We start from the raw sequence: 22038 nt of genomic DNA on the forward strand, positions 1-22038 counted from the left end.
CCAGTCCCCAACAAGGACAAGGGCGACCGCCAGGATCATTGAGTCCATCGGCAGGTCCCGGGCCGCGCCGCGGCCGGCCCGGGGCCTGCGCTAGACTGCGCGCACTTCGTTACCGGAAATCCACCGCATGCGCCTTCTTTCCGCCGCGTTCGCCGCTGTCCTGCTCGGCGCCTTCGTTGCCGCGCCCGCAGCACTGGCGGCCGACAAGGTCACTCAACTGCAGAAGATCGACCACGTGGTCGGCAGCGGCACGGTGGCGAACGACGGAGACGTGGTGCAGGTGAACTACACCGGCTGGCTGTACGACGCGAACGCGAAGGACCACCACGGCAAGGAGTTCGACAGCTCGCTGGACAGCGGCGAACCGATCAGCTTCACGCTGGGCGCGGGCCAAGTGATCGCCGGCTGGGACCAGGGCATCCGTGGCATGCACGTGGGCGGCAAGCGCACCCTGGTGATCCCGGCCCGGCTCGCCTACGGCAGCCGCGGCGCCGGCGAAGACATTCCGCCGGACGCCGCGCTGGTGTTCGACGTGGAGCTGGTTGGGGTGCACTGAGCGCAACATGCGCCGGCAACGGCGATAGCGACAAGGCTTCACGCCTCGACGGGGCAGCCATACTCCGCACCAGCCACCACGCGATTGCGGCCACCGCGCTTGGCCCGGTACAACGCGGCATCCGCTTCCTTGCACAGGCACTGCAAATCGTGGCCACAAGCGTCGGTGAAGGACAGGCCGGCGCTGGCAGATACCCCGACGACGACGCCGTCGTCCTCCACCCGGGTTTCCTCGATGGCCAAGCGGATGCGGTCGGCGATCACCATGCTTTGTGTGCGCGTGCACTCGACCAGCAGGATGCCGAACTCCTCGCCGCCCAACCGCCCGAACAAGTCCACCGGACGCAGGTGCTGCTTGCTGGCCACCACCACCTGACGCAGCACATCGTCGCCCACGGCGTGGCCATAGGTGTCGTTGATGTGCTTGAAGTGGTCCAGGTCGATGAACACCAGACAGGCCGTACCGGCACGCCGTTCCAGCAGGCGCAGCGTACGCTCGACCTCGCTCATGAAATGCTGGCGGTTGAAGATCGCGGTCAAGCCATCCAGGTGGGAAAGTTTCTTGAAGCGGAGTTGCGAGCGCTTGAGCCGGAACATCCAGAGCGCGGCGGAAACCAGCGCCATCAGCAGCAGCGCCAGGTACAGCCGATTGGTCTCGGCCGTCTTGGCATCCAGCGTCTGCCGCATGCGCAGCAGCGCGTTCTGTCGGCTCAGGCTCTCTGTCTCCAACTTCTGCAACAGCACGTGCTGTTGCACTGTCTCATAGGCCACCGTGCGTACATTGACGTCATCGAGATAGGCCTTGTCCAGCGCGACGTACTTTTCGTAGTAGTCGAGTGCGGCAGCGGTATGGCCCTGCTTCTTCTCGATGCGGTAAAGCACCTCGTAAGCATCCCTCGGCCAGTCGCCGGTTTTCTGCATGGCGACGACGGCCTGGGCCGCCTTCCGGGCGGCGTCATCGTCTCCGATAGCGGCCAGCGCCTGCGCTCGGAGCACCAGAGCCTCAAGCTTGTTGGCGGCATAGCCGTCGGCCTCGACTGAGGGTGCGATGCGATCAAGCAGTGCAAGCGCCTTATGCGGCTGCCCCGCAAGCCTGTACAGGTCGACAACAGTGAGCTGCAAGTCGGTACTGAATACCGGCACCTTGGCCGCTGTGCAGGCTTGGATGGCTTGCTGCAGCTCTGGGCTGTCGAGTTTGAGCCGATGCCCGAGGGAAAGCCCCGCGACCAGACTGGCGGCGGAATAGCATGAACTCTTGCCTGAAGCAGCCTCTGTCAGCGCTACACGGGCATATTGCACGGCCAGATCAATTTGGCCGGCCAAAGCTAGCGATTGGGAGAGATTCAACAGCATCGAGCGGCGAACCTCGGCGTCCGCGACCTTTGGCAAGCGCGCCGCGAGGCGATCGGCCAGTTCGAACGCCTCCGGGTAATGCCTGGTGAGCATAAGCTGGCTCAGAAGGGTAGCTGACGCCTTGTCAGCCAGGGCCCGGTTACCGGCATGTCGAATGATGTCCTGAAACAACGCCTCCGACTTCGGGTAATCGTTTTCGTACATGGCCTCCCATGCGTTCGAATACCGCAGCCGCCACAACTGATCCGACGTCAGTCGGGCAGCTTCCTGATTGAGCAAAGCCAGTTGTTGCAGGAAGCGCGGATGATCCACGGTCGCCAACGACTGGGTTTGCTCGAGATAGGTATCCGGGTCGGCAATGTGCTGGACGGCCAAGCCAGCCCGCCAGCACAGGGAACTGGCGAAGGCTACCCAAGCGGTCCATCGCTGCAGGTTGCGTGACCAGCGTGGCATGGATACACCTGTCGCTCTCAGCGCGATCGGCGACGCTTGGTGGAGGGCCGTGAAGGGCGATCGGGCTTGGGCGGCTCTGGCAGAGGAACGTTAGTCTCCTCTTCCTCATCATCCCCATGACCCGGGGCATTTATCTGGGGTACTTGCTCTACCTGTTGGATGCCCAGTTCCACACGCAATGATGCGCTATTGCCCAACTCCACCGCCAGCGTAAGCTCGACGCTTGCTCCTGCCTCCTTGAGCACGCATTTCAGCTCGTCGGGCGATGCGTAGCGCAGCGAGGCATCGCTGCCGATGGCTACCAGCAACTTGATCGTATCGGCCATGTTGTTTCCCCCTGTCCCACGATGAAGCAGCGCTCGTCGACCTAATCAGGCTTTTGGCTCACTCCAATCCAGTTCCAGGAGCGCAACTGCGTGCGTCTGGGGAACATTCTCTACTTCCATACTCCCGAGCATTTGGCGCAACGAGGCACCATTCCCCGATGCCACTGCCTTCTCGAACTCGGTGCTCGCCTGCGCCTGCTCCAGTACACCCTTCAGCTCGTCAGCCGAGGCATAACGCAGCGATGCATCGCCACCGATGGCTTCGAGCAATTCGATCGTATCGGTCATAACTTTCCCCTTCCGCGATTGTGTTGACACACATGTGCCGAGTAGGCGCCCGCTTCAGGCTGCAGCGCCGGTTTTCGCACTTATATCCAGCGCCTGCAGCCGCTCCAGCATGGCACGGTTTGGTTGCAAGGTCACTGCAGGCGGCAGCACCACGGGTTCCTCGGCGGTCAACAGCACCTCGGCCAGTTCTCGCAAAATAATGCGATTAATGCGCGGCCGTTCGATGGCCAGGGTGGCACCCCGGTAAATGATCACCTCGTGGTCCGGCGGGTAGTCCTGCTCCAGGCGCTCCGCCAGCAGCGCGCGGTAGCCCGGTCCATTGTCTAAAGGCCCTACAAAACGATTGCCGACCACTCCCATCTGCCACAGCACCAAATAGCCGGCCGGGTCGATGCGCCGCTCGCAATACAGCAACTGACTGGCCTCGACGTACTGACAGCCGTAACGGCCGGGATCGAAGCCAAGGTCGGCGTACAGGCAGTCCTCGGTGGAGATACCCGGCCCCATGTGCGCCCCGTAGCCTTCCGCACGGGCCTGTTCGATCAACTTGAGCGGCGAATCACGCAAAGATGCGCGGATAGCCGTAGAACACGCCGCAGACCCGCTTGCCGGCGCGCAGTTCAGCCATCATCAGCACCACCCACCGCGATACGTCCGCATGAGCGGCTTGCCCTCGGCGTAGTAGGGCTGCAGGCTGCGCACATCCGAGTGCATGCGCTTCAGCCACTCCTCCGCAATGGCATCGGAGAGCGCGGCAAATACCACCCCCGTCTGCGCGATATCGCTGCGCGCCAGCGTGTGAGGTGCGAGCCAAGTGTCATGCCCAAGCCCACGCAGCTCGGTCTGCCGCGAGCTGGTAAAGCAAGCGACGACGACCCACCGCTAGCCGCACTCAACGAATCAACCATTGCATCCCCCTTCCTTTTCCCCCAGCGCCGATGGTACGGCAATTCAGGGTTACAGCAGGCCCCGGTCGACGGAGCGCAAGTGCTGTTCACAGGTAGCGACTAGGCGGCACAGCACCTCGTCGCCCATGGAGTGGCCGTGGGTGTCGTTGATGCGCCTGAAGTGATCGAGATCGATGATCGCGACGCAGGCCGCGCCCTCCCGTTTCTCCAGCTGATGCAACACCCGCTCGACCTCACCCATGAAATGCTGGCGGTTGTAGAGGCGGTCAGGCCATTGAGTTGGGACAGCCGCCAAGCGCAGCTGCGAGCGTTTGAACCGGAACATCCGCAGCGCACCGAAGCCCAGCACCCGAAGCAGCAGGTACGACAGGTTGGCATCAGCCATCCTGGCTCCAGCGTCGCCGTACGCCCATGTGCGGCCATATGGTCGCTACAGCGCGTCAGGCCTCGGCGGGAATGCCACACTCGACATCGGCCGCCACGCGGTTGCGGCCGCCGCGCTTGGCGCGGTACAGCGCAGCATCGGCCTCACAACACAGGCGCTGCAGATCGTAGCCGTAGGTGTCGGTGAAGGCCAGGCCCACGCTGGTGGAGATCGCAATGGTGACCCCTTCGCACTCCACCACCGTCGCCTCCACCGCAAGGCGGATGCGGTCGGCGATCGCCATACCCTGTGCGCGCGTGCAATCAACCAGCAGGATGCCGAACTCCTCGCCGCCCAGCCGTCCGAACAAGTCCACCGGACGCAGGTGCTGCTTGCTGGCCATCACCACCTGGCGCAGCACCTCGTCACCCATGGCGTGGCCGTGGGTGTCGTTGATGTGCTTGAAATGGTCCAGATCGATGAAGACCAGACAGGCCGTGCCGGCACGTCGCTCCAGCAAGCGCAAGCTGCGCTCGACCTCGCTCATGAAATGCTGGCGGTTGAAGATCGCGGTCAGGCCGTCCTGGTGGGAGAGTTTCTTGAAGCGGAGTTGCGAGCGCTTGAGCCGGAACATCCACAGCACGACGGAGATCAGCACCATCAGCAGCAACGCCAGATACAGCCGATTGGTTTCCGCCGTCTTCGCATCTAGCGTCTGCCGCATGCGCAACAGCGCGTTCTGCCGGCTCAGGCTCTCCGTCTCCAGTTTTTGCGCCAACACGTGCTGTTGCACTGTCTGGTAGGCCATCGCCCGCGCGTTGACATCGTCGAGATAGGCCTTGTCCAGCGTGGCGTACTTCTCGTAGTAATCGAGTGCAGCGGCGGTATGACCCTGCTTCTTTTCGATGTGGTAAAGCACCTCATAGATGTCTTTCAGCCACACACCGAAATCACCGGATGGCCCCGCAGCAATAACGACTAAAGCTGCCGTCCGAGCATCGTCGTCGTCACCGATGGCTGCCAGTGCTTGCGCTCGGCAGACTAAGGCCGCCAGCTTGTTAGGGGTATAGCCATTGGCGTTGATTTCAGACGCAACCTGGTCGAGCAGGGCCAGCGCCTTGCGAGGCTGCCCCTCACGCAGGTAAAGATCCGCAAGTGTGAGTTGCAAATCTGCGCTGTACACCGGCACCTTGGCCGCCGAGCAAACATCAACGGCCTGTTGCAATTCCGGACTAGCTGGCTTGAGCCGGTGACCACTGGAGAGCGCCTGGACCAGACTTGAGGCAGAAAAACACGCTTCCTCCCCAGCAGCTGCGTCTGCCATCGCCATACGCGCATAGCGCACGGCTAAATCCGTCTGACCGGCTAGACCAAGCGATTGCGACAGATTCAGCAACAGCGAGAAGCGAACCTTGGTATCCGTGACCTCTGGCAAGCGCGCCGCAAGGCGATTGGCCAGTTCAAATGCCTCGGTGTAATGCCGCGTCAGCCCAAGCTGGCTAAGCAGCATGGCAGACGCGCGATCGGCCAGCAGCGGATTACCGGAATGTCGGATGATGTCCTGAAACAGCGCATCCGACCTAACGTAATCGCTTTCATACATAGCTTCCCACGCGTTCGAAAATTGCAGGAGCCACAATTGATCCGGCGTCAGCCTGGATGCCTCCCGATTGAGCAATGCCAACCGCTGAAGGAAGCCCGGGTGATCCACGGTCGCCAGAGCCTGGGTCTGCCGGAGATAGGTATCCGGATCGGCAATGACGGGGGAGGCGGCCAAATCCCCCCACCCACACAGACAGCTGGCGAGGCCCGCCCATGCGACATATCTCCGTAGGCTGCGCGACCAACGGGACATATGACTACACCGACTGTCTCTTTCAGCCCGAGGGACCGTTCTTAGCAGGAGGGGGAGAAGATCGATCGGGCTGAGGCTCTTCCGGCAGAGGAACGTCAGCTTCTTCTTCGTCATCCCCATGACCAGGCGCGTTTGTTTGAGGCGTTTGTGGCAACTGTTGAATCCCCAGTTCCACACGCAACGGCGCGCTATCTCCTGCTAGCACTGCCATCGTGAGCTCAGCGCTCGCCTGGACCTGCTCCAGCACGTCCTTCAACTCCGCAGTCTGCGCATAACGCAGCGATGCGTCGCTGCCGATAGTTTCCAGCAACTCGATCGTATCTGTCATGTTGTTCCCCCTGTTCTCATATTCGAACGCCCCTAACGCATCGTCCGCTCCTTCAGGCCGCCCTGCCCTCCTGTTCCTGCGCATCCAGCGCCTGCAACCGCTCAAGCATGGCACGGTTCGGCTGCAAGGTCACGGCCGGCGGCGGCACTACGGTTTCCTTGATGGTCAACGGCACCACGGCCAGTCCACGTAAGATGATGCGCCTAATGCGCGACCGTTCGATGGGCAGGGTGGCGCCGCGATAGATGATGGCCTCGTGGTCCGGTGAGCAGTCCCGTCCCAGCTGCGTTATCAGCAAGCTGGCCCAGTGTCGAAACGCCCTACGGAGCGATTGCCGCCCCCCCCTACCTGCCGAAGCACCAGATAACCGAAGAGGTCGACGCGCCGCTCGCGGCACAGCAGCGGCCGGCCTAGAAGTGCTAGCAGCCGTAGCGACCAAGGGGCGGAGCCGAAGTCGGCGTAAGGACAGCCCTCGGCAGAGATGCCCGACTTCGTCTCTGCATTATGAGCCTTCCGCACGAGCCTGTTCGATCACCTTGTGCAGCGAACGCGAAGATGCATGGGTGGCCCGTAGAACAAACCACAGACCCGCTTACGAGCGCGCAGTTCGGCCATCATCAGCGCCACCCATTCGCGGTGGTTTTTGATGCGCGGCCCGCCCTCCGCATCGCAGAGCTGCAGGCTGTGTACGTCAGCACTACAACCATCGCGAACTTGACACCTGCTTGCACCTACTGCAACACGCAAATCAACTCGCCAAGTAATGCGTAGCACAGCGGGACATCACTGCCGATGGTTACCAGCAACTTGGTCGTATCAATCATGTTGCCGCTGTTTCATGGCGAAGCGGCACTCGCTGACTTGGTCAGGCTTCTGGCGTACTTCAGCCCGGATCCAGAAACGTAACCGCGTGCAACTGGGGGGCATTTTCTACACGCATGCACCCAAGCAATTCACGCAACTGGGCACCATCCCCCGATGCCACAGCCTTTCCAAACTCTGCACTCACCTGCGCCTGCTCCAGCACGCTATTCAACTCTTCGGCGGGCGCATAACGCAGTGATGCATCGCTGCCAATGGCTTCCAGCAGATCAATCGTATCGTTCATGGTTCACTCCCCGTCTCCAATGAAACCAGCGCAGCCAGTCCGATCAGGCCGCAGACCTCGCCCAGTCCAATTCCAAGAGCGCAACTGATTGAATCTGGGGGGCTTGCTCTACCTGCTGAACTATTCCGTTGCATGAAAGCATTTGACGCAACAGCACACTATCACCGGATGCCATTGCCAGCGTGAGTTCGGCATTCGTCTGCGAGCGATTCAACGCACCCTTTAGCTCATCGGACGACGCATAGCGCAGCGATGCATCGCCGCTGATGGCTTCCAACAGTTCGATCGTATCGGTCATAGCCCTCTCTCCCCGGTAGAAGCCAGTACGCATTTGCCCGACTGGCTCGTGACTTATTCGGAGTCCAGGAACGCGGGCGCCTGTGTCGGAGGAGGATCAAACATGATCACCTGTTGTGTCGGCGGCGGGTCAAACATAATCACTTGATTGGGCCCATACATCATCTGGCGCAATACCTTACCGTCACCCGATGCTGCCGCCTTGGCGAGCTCGGTACTGATCTGCGCCTGCTCCAACATGCCCGTTAGCTCGTCAGCTGACGCGTAACGCAGCGATGCATCGCTGCCAATGGCTTCCAGACACTCAATCGTATCGGTCATATCGAACATGGCACTCCCCTATGTGTTTCCAGTGAATTGTGTCGACATCTAACGCATCTCGAAGACATCACCGCGACTTCTAGGCTGCGGCTCCAGTTTGCGTCACTGCATCCAGCGCCTTCAGCCGCTCCAGCATGGCACGGTTCGGTTGCAAGGTCACGGCCGGTGGCAGCACCACAGTTTCCTCGGCAGTCATTGGCACTTCGGCCAGCTCGCGCAGGGTAATGCGCTGGATGCGCGGCCGCTCGATGGGCAGGGTTGCCCCTCGATAAATGATGACCTCGTGGTCCATCGGGTAGTCCTTACCCAGCAGCTCCACCAACAAAGCGCGATAGGCCAGCCCGTTGTCAAAACGTCCCACGGAGCGATTGCCGATCACCCCCACCTGCCAGAGCACCAGGTAACCAGCAGGATCGATGCGCCGATCGCAATACAGCAACTGGCTGGCCTCGAAATGCTGACAACCGTAGCGGCCGGGGTCGAAGCCAAGGTCCGCATAAAGACAGTCCTCAGCGGAGATGCCCGGCTCCATGTGTGCATCGTAGCCTTCCGCGCGGGCCTCCTCGATCACCTTGTGCGGCGACCAGGCGAAAATCCCGGGATGACCGTAGAACACGCCGCAGACCCGCTTGCCCGCGCGCAGCTCGTCCATCATCAGCGCCACCCATTCGCGGTACGTCTTGATGCGCGGCTTGCCCTCGCCATAGTAGGGCTGCAGGCTGCGCACATCAGAGTGCATGCGCTTCAGCCACTCTTCCGCAATGGCGTCGGAAAGTGCAGCGAACACTACATCCGCCTGCTGAATATGACTGCGCGCCAGCGGGGTGAGATGTGAGCCTAGCGTCATGCCCAGCCCCACACAACTCAGTCTGCCGCGATTGGATTCCGCCAGCAGAGATGCCCCATCACCCGCGGTTTTCAATAGATCAACCATCCCCCCCCCCTTTTACCTAGTCGATGACTTTAGTCGCGCGATGATAGTGCAACTCCAAATTGCGACAAGGCATTGGTTACGTGCAACGAGCCACGCAAAGACCATACATTAGCTTGAACCCCCGGCTACCAGGGGCACACATCGTGCAGATACATGCGTCGAGGTACCGTCACATAAGTACCCCGGTCCGCGAGGGCCGCCCTCGCCGCATAGGCAACCCGATGGTTGGCCTCCTGGCGATCATGCCATCTGGTCGTCAGGGAGGATTGGAATAGGGCTCGCCTTTCCGTCGCATCTTCATGAAATTCATGCGTCAGGCCGCCATGGGATCCCCGACTCCGGTCACCACGCGGTTGCGCCCGTCGTGCTTGGCACGGTACAGCGCCGCGTCGGCCCCGGTGCAGAGGTGCTGCAGGTCGTAACCGGCGCGGTCGGTGAAGGCCAGGCCGATGCTCGTGGAAACCGTCACGGCCGCGCCGTCACGCTCCACCACGGCGGCCTCGATGGCCGCGCGGATGCGTTCGGCGATCGCCAGAGCCTGTTCGCGCGTGCAATCCACCAGCAGGATGCCGAACTCCTCGCCGCCAAGGCGGCCGAACAGGTCGACGGGGCGCAGGTGCTGTTTGCAGGCAGCGACCATGCGGCACAGCACCTGGTCGCCCATGGCGTGGCCATGGGTGTCGTTGATGCGCTTGAAGTGATCGAGGTCGATGATCGCGACGCAGGCCGCGCCTTTCCGTTTCTCCAGCTGGTGCAGCACCCGCTCGGCTTCGCCCATGAAGTGCTGGCGGTTGTAGATGGCGGTCAGGCCATCGAGGTGGGACAACCGCTTGAAGCGCAGCTGCGAGCGCTTGAGCCGGAACATCCACAGCGCGCCAAAGCCCAGCACCAGGAGCAGCAGCAGGAGATACAGGCGGTTGGCTTCGGCCGTCTTGGCGCCCAGCTTCTGCTGCGCAAGCAGCTCGGTGTTCTGCTGGCTCAGCTTTTCCGTCTCCAGCTTTTGCGCCAGCACGTGCTGCTGCACCGTCTCGTAGGCCATCGTGCGCGCGTTGATGTCGTCGAGATAGGCCTTGTCCAGCGCAGCGAACTTCTCGTAGTACCCCAGCGCGGCAGCGGCATGGCCCTGTTTCTTCTCGACCTGGTAAAGCGTCTCGTAGGCGTCTTTCAGCCACGCGTCGATGTCGCCCGATTTCCCTTCGGCGATCACGGCCAAGGCCAATCGCCTAGCCGCGTCGCCTTCGCCCACGGCAGCCAGCGCCGTGGCCTTGTCCACCAGCGCCGACAACTTGGCGGGAACGTAGCCGTTGGCATCGACACTGGGCTGGATCCGCTCAAGCAGGGCGAGCACCTTGCGCGGCTGCCCCTCGTGCAGGAGCTGGTCGGCGAGCATGAAATGCAGATTGGTGTTGTACAGCGGGGCCTTGGCCGCCGGGCAGTCGTCAAAGGCTTCCTGCAATGCCGGGCTGTCGGACTTGAGCCTTTTGCCGTAGTAAAGCGCCTCGACCAGGATCGACGCGGGATAACACCGGCTTTCACCAGCAGGAACGGTGGCCAACGCCATGCGCGCATAGTGCACGGCCAGGTCGGTCTGGCCGGCGGACCCCATCACCTGCGACAGGTTGGACAGCAGCAGGCGGCGATCCTTGGCGTCGGTGACCTGCGGCAGGCGTGCCGCGATGCGGTTGGCCAGCTCGAACGCCTCGGTGTAATGCCGGCTGGCTCCGAGCTGGCTGAGCAGCACGGCCGACGCATGGTTCGCCAGATGCGGATCGCCGGAGTGCTCGATGACGTCGTCGAGCATGGCCTCCGACTTGGCGTAGTCGCCCTGGTACATGACCTCCCAGGCATTGAGATAGCGCCGTTGCCACTGCTGGGCCGGCGTCAGGCTGGCAGCTTCGTCGTTGAGCTGGGCCAGCACCTGCAGGGATCGTGCGTGATCCGTGACCTGCAACTGGTAGATCTGCTTGATCAAGGCATCCGGGTCGGCGGCGGCGGCAAAGCCGGCCTGCCAACACAGGCAACCGGCGAGGCCTGCCCACGCGAGCCGGGTTCCCATGCCGCCGGATAGCCAAGCCATGCCCAACCCCCATGAACTCGTGCAACGACGTGTCGCACCCGGCCTCCGGCCCCAGCGACCTTCCGTTGCCCGCCCCCTCAGCCAGGCAAGCATCGCATGCCCGGATGGCCAAGTCATAGCACCCCACGCCGGCTCACCCATGCCTTCAGGCACGGTCACGCGGCCCCCCCTTGGTCGCTAGGCTAAATGCTTTTCTCGTGAGGACACACCCGTGCGCAAGCCGCTGCAGACGAGCTTGCTGGCAGCCCTGCTGCTGGCCGGATTCCACCCCCCCGCGCTGGCTGCCGACGGCAAGCCGCCGGCCGCGGCGGAAGCGCCTGGCACCAGCGACGGCTTCCACCTGCCGCCCTTCCCCGCCGACGCGCATGTTTCCCAGTCCACCGCCGCGGACGGCCGCACGCTGAAATACACCGCCACGGTAGGTTCGCTGCCGGTACGCGACGAAAAGGGCAAGGTGATCGCGCAGGTGATGTTCACCGCCTACACCATGCCCGGCAAGAACCGCCCGGTGACCTTTGCGCTGAACGGCGGCCCCGGCGCTTCCTCGGTCTACCTCAACCTCGGCGCGATCGGCCCGAAGAAGGTGAACTTCGGCGTGGAGGGCGACAACCCCTCCGACCCGGCCGTGCTGCGCGACAACCCGGGCACCTGGCTGGGCTTCACCGACCTGGTGTTCATCGACCCGGTGGGCACCGGCTTCAGCCGCGCGTTGGTGGACGACAAGCAGGCCACCAAGGACTTCTACAGCACCGACAGCGACATCCAGTACCTCTCGCGCATCGTCTACGACTGGCTGGTGAAGAACGGCCGCATGGAATCGCGCAAGTACCTGGTGGGCGAGAGCTACGGTGGTTTCCGTGGCCCGCGCATCACCGACTACCTGCAGACCCAGCTCGGCGTCGCGATGAACGGCGTAGTGCTGCTGTCGCCCTACCTCGACCCGGCCGCCTCGGACGACGAGAACGTCTCGCCGCTGCCTTGGATGCTCACCCTGCCCTCGATCGCCGCCGCCCACCTGGAGCGCGAGCACAAGCTCACGGCTGAGGCGATGCAGTCCATCGTCGACTACACCCGCACCACCTACGCCACTACGCTGATGGGCGGCCGCAGCAACACAGCCGCCACCGAGGCGATGATCGGAAAGGTCGCCGAACTCACCGGCCTCGACCCGCTGTTCGTGAAGCGCTCCGGCGGCCGGCTGGAAACCCAGGCCTATCTGCGCGAGGTGTACCGCGCCGAGGGCAAGCTGGGCAGCCGCTACGACTCCAACGTCACCGCCTGGGACCCGTTCCCCTATGCGCCGCACCAGCGCTCGGGCGACCCCATCCTCAACGGGATCATCGCCCCCACCACCACCGCGATGGTGAACTTCGTCACCCAGACCGTGGGCTGGAAGTACGACGGCCGCTACAACGCGCTCAGCTACGAGGTGGGGCGGCTGTGGCACGACGACGACGACGCCAACCTGGGCTCGGTGAAGCAGTTGCGCGAGTCGGTGGCGAACGATCCAGGCCTGCGCGTGCTGATCGCCCATGGCTGGGACGACCTCTCCTGCCCGTTCATGGCCTCGGTGCTGATCGTCGACCAGATGCCGGCGATGGGCGACCCCACCCGCGTGCAGGTGAAGGAATACCCCGGCGGCCACATGTTCTACGCCCGCCCGTCCAGCCAGGCCGACCTGCTGCGCGACGTGAAGGCCTTGTACGGCGCACCGTGACGCGACTTCGCCCCTCCCCCGCATGCGGGGGAGGGGTGCTTTCGCTCGAGCCGTTCACTTTCTGTGGTACCCGGCCGGTCGATGATTGCGCACGGTGCCGCCACCGTGCACCATCCCGATCCACCACATCCGCTGATGAGGTGTTCCCATGAAGTCCGTACTGACCGGTCTGCTCGCGCTCTCGATCACGCTCGCCACGAACGCCGCGAACGCCCAGACGAAACCGCACGCCCCTGCCTACACGCCGCTGCGCCCGGTTTCCGACTGCCTGCGCACCGATCGCATCAACGAATGGCACATCGTGAACTCGCGCACGGTCACCGTGCGTACCGGCCCCGACCGCTACCTGGTGAAGCTGCGGGCCTCCTGCCCGCAACTGAGCTACGGCGCGCCTACCCTGCTGTTCCGGGCCAGCGATGCGAACAAGGCGGTGGCTCCGTTCAGTATCTGCGGCGAAGCCGGCGAGTCCGTGCGCTCCACGCAACCGCCGTCCTGCCCTATCCAGTCGGTGCGCAAGATCGACAAGGCCGAGTTCGACAAGCTGGGCGCACATGCCGGCCGCAGTGGCAGCGGTGCGAATCAGCCTACCAAGCCCTGAGCCGGATCACCTGCCAAACGAAAAGAGCCCGGCATTAGCCGGGCTCTTTCTTCACTGCCAGCGGTGATGGCAATCAATCGCCATCGTAACCGTCGTCGCGCACATAGCGCGTGGGGTAGCCGTTGTCGTACACCACGGTGCGGGTAACCACACGCACCGGCGGCGCGTTTTCGTAAACCACGGCGGGCGGCCCGTAAACCACCGGCGCCGGCCCGTAATACACCGGCCGCGGCGCCAGCGCGTCGCTGACGATGCCCGCCACCGCGCCGGTGACGATCGCACCCGCGATCCAGCGGCCACCGCTCCAGTAACCGCCGTGATGGTAATAGCCACCATGCCAACCGCCGTGGCCCCAGCCGCCGCCATGACCCCAGCCACCGCCATGATCCCAGCCGTGCGCGGACGCGCTCAGCGGCATCGCCACTGCAGCGGCCACGGCCAGACCGATCGCCATCACCTTGCCGACATTGCGCTTGGACATGACATACACCTCTGTTGATCTGCGGTGCTGATGCTCGACTCCTGGCGCTTAATCCGGACTGAAGGGTTCAGTTTTTCGGATGCGCCCCATTCCACGGATTGAACGCCGCTTCAGCCTTCCGGTGACGCAGCAGCCAGCAGCCGTGGATATCGGCCCGGCGGGCGAAGTCGAACGGGATGCTGGCGGCGCTCCAGTCCTCGATATCGAAGCGCTCCGCCAGCGCTGCCTCGTCCAGTTTGAAGCGGCGGAAATTGTTGGAAAACACGATCACGCCGTCGTTGACCAGCCGCTCGCCGCAGGCCTCCAGCAGCGCCACGTGGTCGCGCTGCACGTCGAAGTCGTCGGCGCGCTTGGAATTGGAAAAGGTCGGCGGATCGACGTAGATCAAGCCGTAGTGCGCGCGGTCCTGGCGCAGGAAGGTCAAGGCATCGGCCTGCATCAGGCGGTGCTTCGCGCCGGTGAAGCCGTTCAGCGCGAGGTTGCTGGAAGCCCAGTCCAGGTAGGTGGCCGACAAATCCACGCTGGTGGTATCGCGCGCACCACCGGCCGCCGCGTACACGCTGGCGGTGGCGGTATAGGCGAACAGGTTGAGGAAGCGCCGGCCCGCCGCCAGTTCGCGCAGCTTGGCGCGCACCAGGCGATGGTCGAGGAACAACCCGGTGTCGAGGTAGTCGTTGAGGTTGACCAGGAACTTCAGCCCGCCCTCCGCCACCTCGACGAACTCGCCGCGCTGGTCGAACTGGCCGTACTTGGAGCCGCCCTTGCCGCGCTCGCGGGTCTTGATCGCGATGCGCTCGCGCGGCACCGCAAACAACTCGCCGGCAGCGCGGGCGATCTCGCGCAGGCGGATGCGCGCCGTCTCCGCGGGCACCTCGGCGGGTGCGCGGTATTCCTGCACATGCAGCCAGGGCTCCGCACCCTCACGCGCATAAACGTCGATCGCGGCGGCGTACTCGGGCAGGTCCTGGTCGTAGGCGCGCCAGCAGTGGATGTCCTCGCGCGCGAGCCGCTTGCGCAGATGCTTGAGGTTCTTCTCCAGCCGGTTCTTCAGCATCTGCGCGCCGGCAGACAACGGCTTCGGTTCGCGCGGCGCCGCGTCGCGTGGACGGATTTCGAACGTGAGCAGCTGGGTCTCCAGCGCGCCGTTGTACAGCGCGTATTTCTTCTCCGCATGCAGGCCCAGCGCACGCCCCAGTTCCGCATCGCCGGCCAGCACGGCCGCGCGCCAGCCCGCGAACTGCGTGCGCAGGCGCTCGCCCAAAGCGTGGTACAGCGCAGGCATCTGCGCCCGTTCGCCCAAGCGTTCGCCATACGGCGGATTGGTAATGACGAGACCGCGTTCCTCGCCCTGCGGCGGCGCGGCGTGCGCCATGTCGCGCTTCTCCAGCGTGAGGAAACCGGCGACACCGGCTTCCTGCGCATTGCGCTTGGCGGTCTGCACCATGCGCGGGTCGGCGTCGCTGCCGAAGAAGCAGCTGCGCAACGCCTTGAGTCCCGTTTCGGCGCGCTGCCGCGCCTCGTCGAGCAGGCTGCGCCACAGCGCGATGTCGTGCTGCTGCCAGCCGAGGAAGCCGTAGTAGTCGCGGCGCCAGCCCGGCGCCACGTCGGCGGCCATCAGCGCGGCCTCGACCAGCAAAGTGCCCGAGCCACACATCGGATCGAGCAAGGCGCCGCCCGCCGCGTAGGTTTCCGGCCAGCGCGCGCGCAGCAGCATCGCGGCGGCGAGGTTCTCCTTCAGCGGCGCCTCGCCCTGCAGCTCGCGCCAGCCGCGCCGGTGCAGCGGGCTGCCGGCGAGATCCAGCGACAGCGTGGCGCGGTCGCGCTTCAACCGCAGGTTGAGGCGTACGTCCGGCTCCTCGGTGTCCACGCCGGGGCGGGTGCCGCCCTGCTGGCGGAACTGGTCCACCACCGCGTCCTTCACCCGCTGGGCGATGAACTGGCTGTGGGTGAGCTTGCTCAGCGCGGTGTGCGCATCCACCGCCAGCGTGGCGTGCGCGGCGAGGTGTTGCGACCAGGCTATGGCCTGCACGCCGGTGTACAAAGCATCGTCGGTGGCGGCGTCGAATTCGGCCAGCGGAAGCAGGATACGGCTGGCCAGCCGCGACCACAGGCAGGCGCGGTAGGCGGTTTCCAGCGGACCTTCGAAATGCACGCCGGCCAATGCCTCGCGTACCTCCTGCGCGCCCAGCGCCACCAACTCGTCGCGCAACAGGTATTCCAGCCCCTTCGGGCAGGTGGCAAACCAGCGGCTCATGCCAGGGCTCCCAGCAGCGCGCCGAACTGCGCGACGATCATGTCCATGCTGGTCAGCAGGCGGTGGTCGTCGTCCAGCAGCAACAGCGGCAGGCGGTGGCGCGCGGCAAAGGCCTGCACGCCCTCCACCGGACACAACTCGTCGCGCCAGCCGTGGATCAGCAAGGTGGGCACGCCCGTGCGCAGCTCCAACGCCTGCGGGCAGCCGGGAATCGCCGGCGGCGTGGCGATCAGGAACAACGCCGCCACTGGCACCTGCAGCGAAACCAGGGCCGAGGCGAACGCCCCCATGCTCGACCCCACCAGCACCGGCGGCGTGTCGCAGGCGGCCGCGGCGGCACGCAGGCGTGCCACACGCGGCGCCACCGAAGCGGTGTAGCCCGCGGCATCGTCCGCACGGAAATCGGGGCGTTCGGTACGCCAGCCCAGCGAACCGGCCTGGGCAGCCAGCGTGCTGATCTTGGTGGCGCCCGGACCGGCATCCGAACCGTGCGAAAGAATGATCTGGCCGCGCATGGCGGTCTCCGGTACAGGTGGCAGGACGCTCATGATAGCTGGCCGCCATGCGAGACTAGCCGGATGCCCGCCTTTTCCATCCACGACCAGCCCCTGCCCTACGCGGCGAAACTGCCCGAGCGGCCTGCCGACGCGGTAACCCTGGTGGTGATCCACTGCACCGAATTGCCCGATCTCGCGATGGCACGCGAGTACGGCGAGAAGGTGCTGTACGACAGTGGCGCCGGCAACAGCGGCCACTACTACATCGACCGCGACGGCGCGGTGTACCGCTACGTGCCCGGTACCCGCGTGGCGCACCACGTGCGTGGCTGGAACCCGCAGTCCATCGGCATCGAGCTGGTCAACACCGGCCGCTACCCCGACTGGTTCGACTCGCACCGGCAGACCATGGCCGAGCCGTATACCGCGGCGCAAATCGCCGCACTGCAAGCGCTGCTGGCCCTGCTTCGCAGCGAATTCCCCAACTTGCGCCAGATCGCCGGTCACGAGGATCTGGACACCGCCCGCGTGGCGGCCAGCGACGACCCAGCCGCGCAGGTACCACGCAAACTCGACCCCGGCCCGCTGTTCCCGTGGGGCGCCATCGTCCCTGCCTGCGGACTGGAGCGGCTGCGCCCGGAGCTTGAGCGGTAGAAATACCCAAGGCGAAAAGCTCGCCATGCGAGGGCAGATTTTCAGCCGTTCGCAGCCTCGACGGGCTCCATGGGGCATAGCATCGACCGAAGGTTGCACTGCATGGCGGGCTTTGCCGCCCGAATGCTTTCTGCTGCCCGAACACCTAGACTGCGCCGACCTTCCCCCGGCTCGCGCCGCATGCCTGAGTTCACCGTCCAGACGCTGATGCGGTCGGCCACTGTCTCGGCGCACGACGTGCATTGCCGTGGCGAGTGCCGCCACCGCAGTGCCGAGGAATGCGCGAACGCCACCCAGCTGGTGTTTCCCTACCGCGGCCTGTTCCTGCGCCACGTCGGCAGCACGCAGTCGGTGGCCGACGCCAACCATGTGCTGTTCTTCAACGCCGGCCAGGGCTACCAGGTCAGCCATCCTACGACCGGCGGCGACGCCTGCCTGTCGCTGTCGATCTCGCAGCCGCTGCTGAGCGAGCTGGCGCCGGCAGCGCTGCTGCAGCGACGCGACGTCCCCGTGTTCCACGGCCAGTCGCTGCGCATCGACGAACGCGCCCAGGTGCTGGTGGCGCTGCTGCGCCACAGCCTGCGCAACGGCAGCATCGAGGCGCTGGAAGCGGAGAGCCTGGCGCTGACCCTGGTGTGCCGCAGCCTCGGCCCGCGCACCACCCACGCGCCCGGCGCCACCCACGCACGGCAACGGCTGGTGGACCGGGCCAAGCTGTTGCTGGCCAGCGACCTTACCCGGCGCTGGACCCTGGCCGACATCGCGGCGGAAGTCGGCGGCTCGCCGGTCTACCTCACCCAGGCCTTCCAGCAGGTCGAGGGGCTGCCGCTGTACCGCTACCACCTGCGCCTGCGGCTGGCGCAGGCACTGGACCGGATCGCCGATTGCGAAGACGTCGCCGCGCTGGCGCTGGACCTGGGCTTCTCCAGCCACAGCCACTTCAGCGCCGCGTTCCGCCAGGCCTATGGGCGTACGCCCAGCGAGTTCCGCCAGGCTGCGCTGACCCCGGGCGCTGCGAAGAGCTAAAGATCCTGACAGCCACCGCCAGCGGTGCGTGGTCTCATCTTGCTTGCCCGATCACGGGCATCACCGGAGCATCACCATGCAAGCGAAAGAAGCCACCTGCGCTGCCTGCGACTATCCGCTCGACGGCAACGCCATCGAGGTGACCATCGGCGGCCGCACCGTCGAAGTCTGTTGCGAAGAGTGCGCGCAGAAGCTGCGCGAGGCGGAAGCACAGTCGTGAGCAATGGAATCCTTTCACCCATGGCGCCGGATCTTGGTCGGCGCCGTTTCCTCGCCCTCGCCACGGCCGTCTGCGCGGCCGGCATCGCCGGCTGTGCCCGCTGGCCGCGCTCCACCGCCGCAACCGCTACAGCCATGGATGCCGCGTCGTTCCACGCCGCGCGCCGTTACAAGCACACTGCGTTCGGCGACATCGCCTACGTCGAGCGCGGCAACGGGCCGGCGGCGCTGTTCCTGCACGGCTTCCCGCTCAACAGCTTCCAGTGGCGCGGTGCACTGGGAAGGCTGGCGCCGTACCGGCGCTGCATCGCGCCGGATTTCCTCGGCCTGGGCTACACCCGCGTGGCCGAAGGGCAGTCATGCGCGCCCGCCGCGCAAGTGGCGATGCTGGTCGCCCTGCTCGACACGCTGGGCGTCCAACGCGCCGACGTGATCGCCAGCGACAGCGGCGGCGCCGTGGCCCAACTGCTGGTTGCCCACCACCCGGAGCGCGTGCGCAGCCTGCTGTTGGCCAACTGCGACACCGAGCAGGACTGCCCGCCGCCGGCCATGCTGCCGGTGATCGAACTGGCCAAGCAGGGGCGCTTCGTCGACGACTGGCTGGGCCACTGGTACCGCGACCATGCCCTGGCGCGCTCGGCGGCAGGCATCGGCGGCATGTGCTACGCCAATCCCGCGGACCCCAGCGACGAGGCCATCGATACGTATTTCGGGCCGTTGCTGGCGTCGCAGCACAGCCGCGACCTGGCGCACGCCTACGCCACCGCGCTGGAGCACAACCCGCTGGCCGGCGTTGGCCCCGCGCTGGCGCGTGCCACGATGCCGGTGCGCATCGTCTGGGGCGAGGCCGACACGATTTTTGCCCCCAACAACGCCGACTTTCTCGATCGCGCTTTCGGGCATTCGCAAGGTGTCCGCCGGCTGCCCGAAAGCAAGCTGTTCTGGCCCGAGGAACGCCCGGACGTGATCGCCGAAGAAGCACTCAAACTCTGGAAGGAACAGGCATGAACGCAGCCCGCTCCCATCGCATCGCGGTATACGGGCTTATGGCCACACCGGCGTTGCGATAACGCTGGGGGCTGTCGCCGGGGCGGAGGCGGACACCTCCTGGCACGGCCCCGGCGGGCACCCCGGTATACTGGCGAATCCCCGCCAAGGACCCGCCATGCGCGAAGCACACGTCAACGAACTGGTCGAGCTGTTGCAGCTCGAGCGGCTGGAGGACAACCTGTTCCGCGGCCAGAGCCGCGACATAGGCACGCGCTTCGTGTTCGGCGGGCAAGTGCTGGGGCAGGCATTGTCGGCGGCGCAGCAGACTGTCGACCCCTCGCGCGAAGCGCATTCGCTGCATGCGTACTTCCTGCGTGCGGGCGATATCGACGCGCCGATCGTCTACAGCGTGGAACGCGCGCGCGATGGCGGCTCGTTCTCCTCGCGGCGGGTGGTGGCGATCCAGCATGGCCAACCCATCCTCAACGGCTCGATCTCGTTCCAGATTCCGGAAAAGGGCTTCGAGCACCAGACCGCGATGCCCGAGGTGCCCGCTCCCGAGGACGTGGAGCCGATGCGCCCGCTGCCGGCCGACGAACTGGCCAAGCTGCCGGTGAAGCTGCAACGCTGGCTGGGCATCGACGGCCCGTTCGAGTTCCGCCTGGTGTGGCCGCGCGACGAGTTGCACCCGGTGAAGCGGCCGCCGATCCAGCACATCTGGTTCCGGCTGGCCGCGCCGATCAGCGATTCGGCCGTCCTGCACCGCGCCCTGCTCGCCTACGCTTCCGACTTCCACCTGATCGGCACCGCCACCCTGCCGCACGGCATCTCCTATCTCACCCACAACGTGCAGATGGCCAGCCTCGACCACGCACTGTGGTTCCACCGCCCGTTCCGGGTGGACGAATGGTTGCTGTATTCCTTCGACAGTCCCACCGCCCAGGACGGCCGGGGACTGGCGCGCGGGCAGATCTTCAGCCGCGACGGCCGGCTGGTCGCCTCCACCGCGCAGGAAGGCCTGATCCGCCTGCGCGGCGAGTAGGCAGGCGCTTGCTTATGGCCGCCAGGTACCTCGCGTTGCCATCGGGCCGGGTCTGTTTGCCCGCATGCCCGCGTCATCACTCCCTCGTGGACGGACGTCCACTCCTTCGTTCTTCCTTGGCCCGCGCGCAAACCGTTCCCGGCGCGGAGGCCATAAGCAGGTTCTGACATGCGCCAGATCTACACCTCGCCCCGCCCCGAAAACATCGACCGCGTGATCGCCCTGATGGCCGAGCACGGCATCGAGGCCTCGGTGGAAAACCGTTCCAACTGGCGCAAGCCCGGCCACCGCCGCTTCAGCTACCGCGAGCCGGACTACGACCGCAGCGGCTGGGAGCAGGTGTGGATCACTCGCGCCGACGACTATCCCCGCGCCCGCGCCCTGCTGCGCGACCTGGGCATCGAACCGGTGGTGCGCCACGGCCAGGACCTGGCCGAGGCGCGCAATCCCACGCCGCTGGCCCGGCGCCGGCACACCGTGGCGCGCGTTCGCCGCATCGTGATGCTGGCGATACTGGGCATCATCGCGATGATGACGCTGCGCTACCTTCACATCGTCTGACGCTTGCGCCATGCGGCGTGCGCCTGCCGCAACTCCGGCCTAGAATCCGGCCATGCGCTCCGAACAAGTCCGGCTGTTCCAGACCCTGCCGCATGCTTGCGGCTACTACGCCGAGCGCACGGCACAGAATCTGGTGATCGATCCGGCCGCGCCGCAGCTGGACCGGCTGTACGGGCCGGCGCTGGAACGCGGCTTCCGCCGCGCCGGCGGGCACCTGTACTTTCCGCACTGCCCGGAATGCCGCGCCTGCACGCCCTGCCGCATCGACGCGCTGCATTTCGAGCCCGACCGTTCGCAGCGGCGCTGCCTGAAACGCAACGCCGACCTCGTGGTGACCGAATGCCTGGCCGGCTACAACGCCGAGCGCCATGCGCTGTACGAGAACTACCTGCGCCAGCGCCACCCGGGCGGCGGCATGGACGAGGCCGACGCCAGCGACTTCCGCCGCTTCCTTACCGCGCCGTGGAGCCCTACCGTCTTCCTGGAATTCCGCCTGCGCGGGCGCCTGCTCGGCGTGGCGGTCACCGACATCTGCCGCAGCGGCCTGTCGGCGGTCTACACCTTCTACGACCCCAAAGAAGACAGCCGTGGCCTCGGCACCTTCGCCATCCTCAAGCAGGTGGAACTGGCCCGCCGCCGCAACCTGCCCTGGGTATACCTGGGCTTCTGGATCGAGGGCCACCCGAAGATGGACTACAAGCGGCGCTTCCGGCCGCTGCAGCTGCGCACGGCCGAGGGTTGGCAGCTCATGCCTTGATGTAGGAGCGCACCCTGTGCGCGAATGCTTTTGGCTTCGATCAAGCACCGGAGCATTCGCGCACAGGGTGCGCTC

General features: G+C 65.3%; 26 protein-coding genes. 10 read left to right on the forward strand and 16 right to left on the reverse strand.

The features are described 5' to 3' along the window. Positions 1-127: 127 nt before the first annotated feature. On the forward strand, positions 128-556 hold the full coding sequence (locus tag ISP14_RS01590; RefSeq protein ID WP_404535565.1) for an FKBP-type peptidyl-prolyl cis-trans isomerase: 429 nt from the start codon (positions 128-130) through the stop codon (positions 554-556). A 38-nt stretch (positions 557-594) separates the two neighbouring features. On the opposite strand, the gene ISP14_RS01595 is transcribed toward ISP14_RS01590, so the two are convergent. The 13 genes from ISP14_RS01595 to ISP14_RS01655 form a co-directional block, all read right to left on the reverse strand. Next, positions 595-2283, reverse strand: a complete 1689-nt coding sequence (locus ISP14_RS01595; protein WP_404535568.1) for a GGDEF domain-containing protein — start codon at positions 2281-2283, stop codon at positions 595-597. A gap of 95 nt (positions 2284-2378) precedes the next feature. Further along, positions 2379-2687 carry a hypothetical protein gene (locus ISP14_RS01600; protein ID WP_404535573.1) on the reverse strand — a complete coding sequence of 103 codons (309 nt, stop codon included), beginning with the start codon at positions 2685-2687 and terminating at the stop codon, positions 2379-2381. 45 nt (positions 2688-2732) lie between these two features. Continuing rightward, positions 2733-2975 (reverse strand): hypothetical protein, encoded by a 243-nt coding sequence (locus ISP14_RS01605; protein ID WP_404535578.1) that lies wholly within the window; start codon positions 2973-2975, stop codon positions 2733-2735. 54 nt (positions 2976-3029) lie between these two features. Beyond that, complete coding sequence (locus tag ISP14_RS01610) at positions 3030-3521, reverse strand: SAM-dependent methyltransferase (RefSeq protein WP_404535581.1); 492 nt, start codon at positions 3519-3521, stop codon at positions 3030-3032. 411 nt (positions 3522-3932) lie between these two features. Further along, on the reverse strand, positions 3933-4268 hold the full coding sequence (locus ISP14_RS01615; protein ID WP_404535584.1) for a diguanylate cyclase: 336 nt from the start codon (positions 4266-4268) through the stop codon (positions 3933-3935). Between the two features lie 55 nt (positions 4269-4323). Further along, the gene (locus ISP14_RS01620; RefSeq protein ID WP_404535587.1) at positions 4324-6024 is read right to left on the reverse strand and encodes a tetratricopeptide repeat-containing diguanylate cyclase; all 1701 of its coding nucleotides are present in this window, start codon (positions 6022-6024) and stop codon (positions 4324-4326) included. Positions 6025-6124: 100 nt separating this feature from the next. Then, a complete protein-coding gene (locus ISP14_RS01625) occupies positions 6125-6430 on the reverse strand; it encodes a hypothetical protein (protein ID WP_404535590.1) in 306 nt (101 codons plus the stop codon). Between the two features lie 52 nt (positions 6431-6482). Beyond that, complete coding sequence (locus ISP14_RS01630; protein WP_404535593.1) at positions 6483-6728, reverse strand: hypothetical protein; 246 nt, start codon at positions 6726-6728, stop codon at positions 6483-6485. Positions 6729-7313: 585 nt separating this feature from the next. After that, on the reverse strand, positions 7314-7538 hold the full coding sequence (locus ISP14_RS01635; protein ID WP_404535596.1) for a hypothetical protein: 225 nt from the start codon (positions 7536-7538) through the stop codon (positions 7314-7316). A 43-nt stretch (positions 7539-7581) separates the two neighbouring features. Further along, positions 7582-7836 (reverse strand): hypothetical protein, encoded by a 255-nt coding sequence (locus ISP14_RS01640; RefSeq protein WP_404535599.1) that lies wholly within the window; start codon positions 7834-7836, stop codon positions 7582-7584. Between the two features lie 53 nt (positions 7837-7889). Then, on the reverse strand, positions 7890-8165 hold the full coding sequence (locus tag ISP14_RS01645; protein ID WP_404535602.1) for a hypothetical protein: 276 nt from the start codon (positions 8163-8165) through the stop codon (positions 7890-7892). Positions 8166-8235: 70 nt separating this feature from the next. After that, entirely contained in the window at positions 8236-9090 is an 855-nt protein-coding gene (locus ISP14_RS01650; protein WP_404535605.1) for an SAM-dependent methyltransferase, read from the reverse strand. A 313-nt stretch (positions 9091-9403) separates the two neighbouring features. Further along, the gene (locus ISP14_RS01655) at positions 9404-11167 is read right to left on the reverse strand and encodes a tetratricopeptide repeat-containing diguanylate cyclase (protein ID WP_404535608.1); all 1764 of its coding nucleotides are present in this window, start codon (positions 11165-11167) and stop codon (positions 9404-9406) included. Between the two features lie 211 nt (positions 11168-11378). Between ISP14_RS01655 and ISP14_RS01660 the strand changes: the two genes are divergently transcribed. Continuing rightward, positions 11379-12884: a S10 family peptidase gene (locus ISP14_RS01660; RefSeq protein ID WP_404535611.1), complete on the forward strand. Its 1506-nt coding sequence runs from the start codon at positions 11379-11381 to the stop codon at positions 12882-12884. Positions 12885-13032: 148 nt separating this feature from the next. Further along, positions 13033-13482 (forward strand): DUF6491 family protein, encoded by a 450-nt coding sequence (locus tag ISP14_RS01665; protein WP_404535613.1) that lies wholly within the window; start codon positions 13033-13035, stop codon positions 13480-13482. A 73-nt stretch (positions 13483-13555) separates the two neighbouring features. On the opposite strand, the gene ISP14_RS01670 is transcribed toward ISP14_RS01665, so the two are convergent. From ISP14_RS01670 to ISP14_RS01680, 3 genes are all read right to left on the reverse strand, one after another. Next, positions 13556-13963: a hypothetical protein gene (locus tag ISP14_RS01670; RefSeq protein ID WP_404535615.1), complete on the reverse strand. Its 408-nt coding sequence runs from the start codon at positions 13961-13963 to the stop codon at positions 13556-13558. Between the two features lie 67 nt (positions 13964-14030). Next, complete coding sequence (gene rlmKL / locus ISP14_RS01675) at positions 14031-16217, reverse strand: bifunctional 23S rRNA (guanine(2069)-N(7))-methyltransferase RlmK/23S rRNA (guanine(2445)-N(2))-methyltransferase RlmL (protein WP_404535618.1); 2187 nt, start codon at positions 16215-16217, stop codon at positions 14031-14033. Further along, positions 16214-16732: an alpha/beta fold hydrolase gene (locus ISP14_RS01680; protein ID WP_404535620.1), complete on the reverse strand. Its 519-nt coding sequence runs from the start codon at positions 16730-16732 to the stop codon at positions 16214-16216. Before ISP14_RS01680 ends, rlmKL begins: the two co-directional genes overlap by 4 nt. A 63-nt stretch (positions 16733-16795) precedes the next feature. Here ISP14_RS01680 and ISP14_RS01685 point away from each other — a divergent pair, with 63 nt between their 5' ends. From ISP14_RS01685 to ISP14_RS01715, 7 genes are all read left to right on the forward strand, one after another. Further along, positions 16796-17368 (forward strand): N-acetylmuramoyl-L-alanine amidase, encoded by a 573-nt coding sequence (locus ISP14_RS01685; protein ID WP_404535623.1) that lies wholly within the window; start codon positions 16796-16798, stop codon positions 17366-17368. A gap of 180 nt (positions 17369-17548) precedes the next feature. Beyond that, positions 17549-18394, forward strand: coding sequence for a helix-turn-helix transcriptional regulator (locus ISP14_RS01690; protein WP_404535626.1), 846 nt, complete (start codon positions 17549-17551; stop codon positions 18392-18394). Between the two features lie 76 nt (positions 18395-18470). Then, positions 18471-18614 carry a hypothetical protein gene (locus ISP14_RS01695; RefSeq protein ID WP_404535629.1) on the forward strand — a complete coding sequence of 48 codons (144 nt, stop codon included), beginning with the start codon at positions 18471-18473 and terminating at the stop codon, positions 18612-18614. A 20-nt stretch (positions 18615-18634) separates the two neighbouring features. After that, complete coding sequence (locus tag ISP14_RS01700; protein WP_404535632.1) at positions 18635-19621, forward strand: alpha/beta fold hydrolase; 987 nt, start codon at positions 18635-18637, stop codon at positions 19619-19621. A 157-nt stretch (positions 19622-19778) separates the two neighbouring features. Then, complete coding sequence (locus ISP14_RS01705; protein WP_404535635.1) at positions 19779-20645, forward strand: acyl-CoA thioesterase; 867 nt, start codon at positions 19779-19781, stop codon at positions 20643-20645. Between the two features lie 168 nt (positions 20646-20813). Beyond that, positions 20814-21206, forward strand: coding sequence for a hypothetical protein (locus ISP14_RS01710; protein WP_404535638.1), 393 nt, complete (start codon positions 20814-20816; stop codon positions 21204-21206). A gap of 52 nt (positions 21207-21258) precedes the next feature. Then, a complete protein-coding gene (locus ISP14_RS01715; RefSeq protein WP_404535641.1) occupies positions 21259-21963 on the forward strand; it encodes an arginyltransferase in 705 nt (234 codons plus the stop codon). The last annotated feature ends 75 nt before the right edge of the window (positions 21964-22038 follow it).

It is taken from the genome of Dyella agri (genome assembly GCF_044904705.1).
GTDB classification, from domain to species: Bacteria; Pseudomonadota; Gammaproteobacteria; order Xanthomonadales; family Rhodanobacteraceae; genus Rhodanobacter_A; species Rhodanobacter_A agri.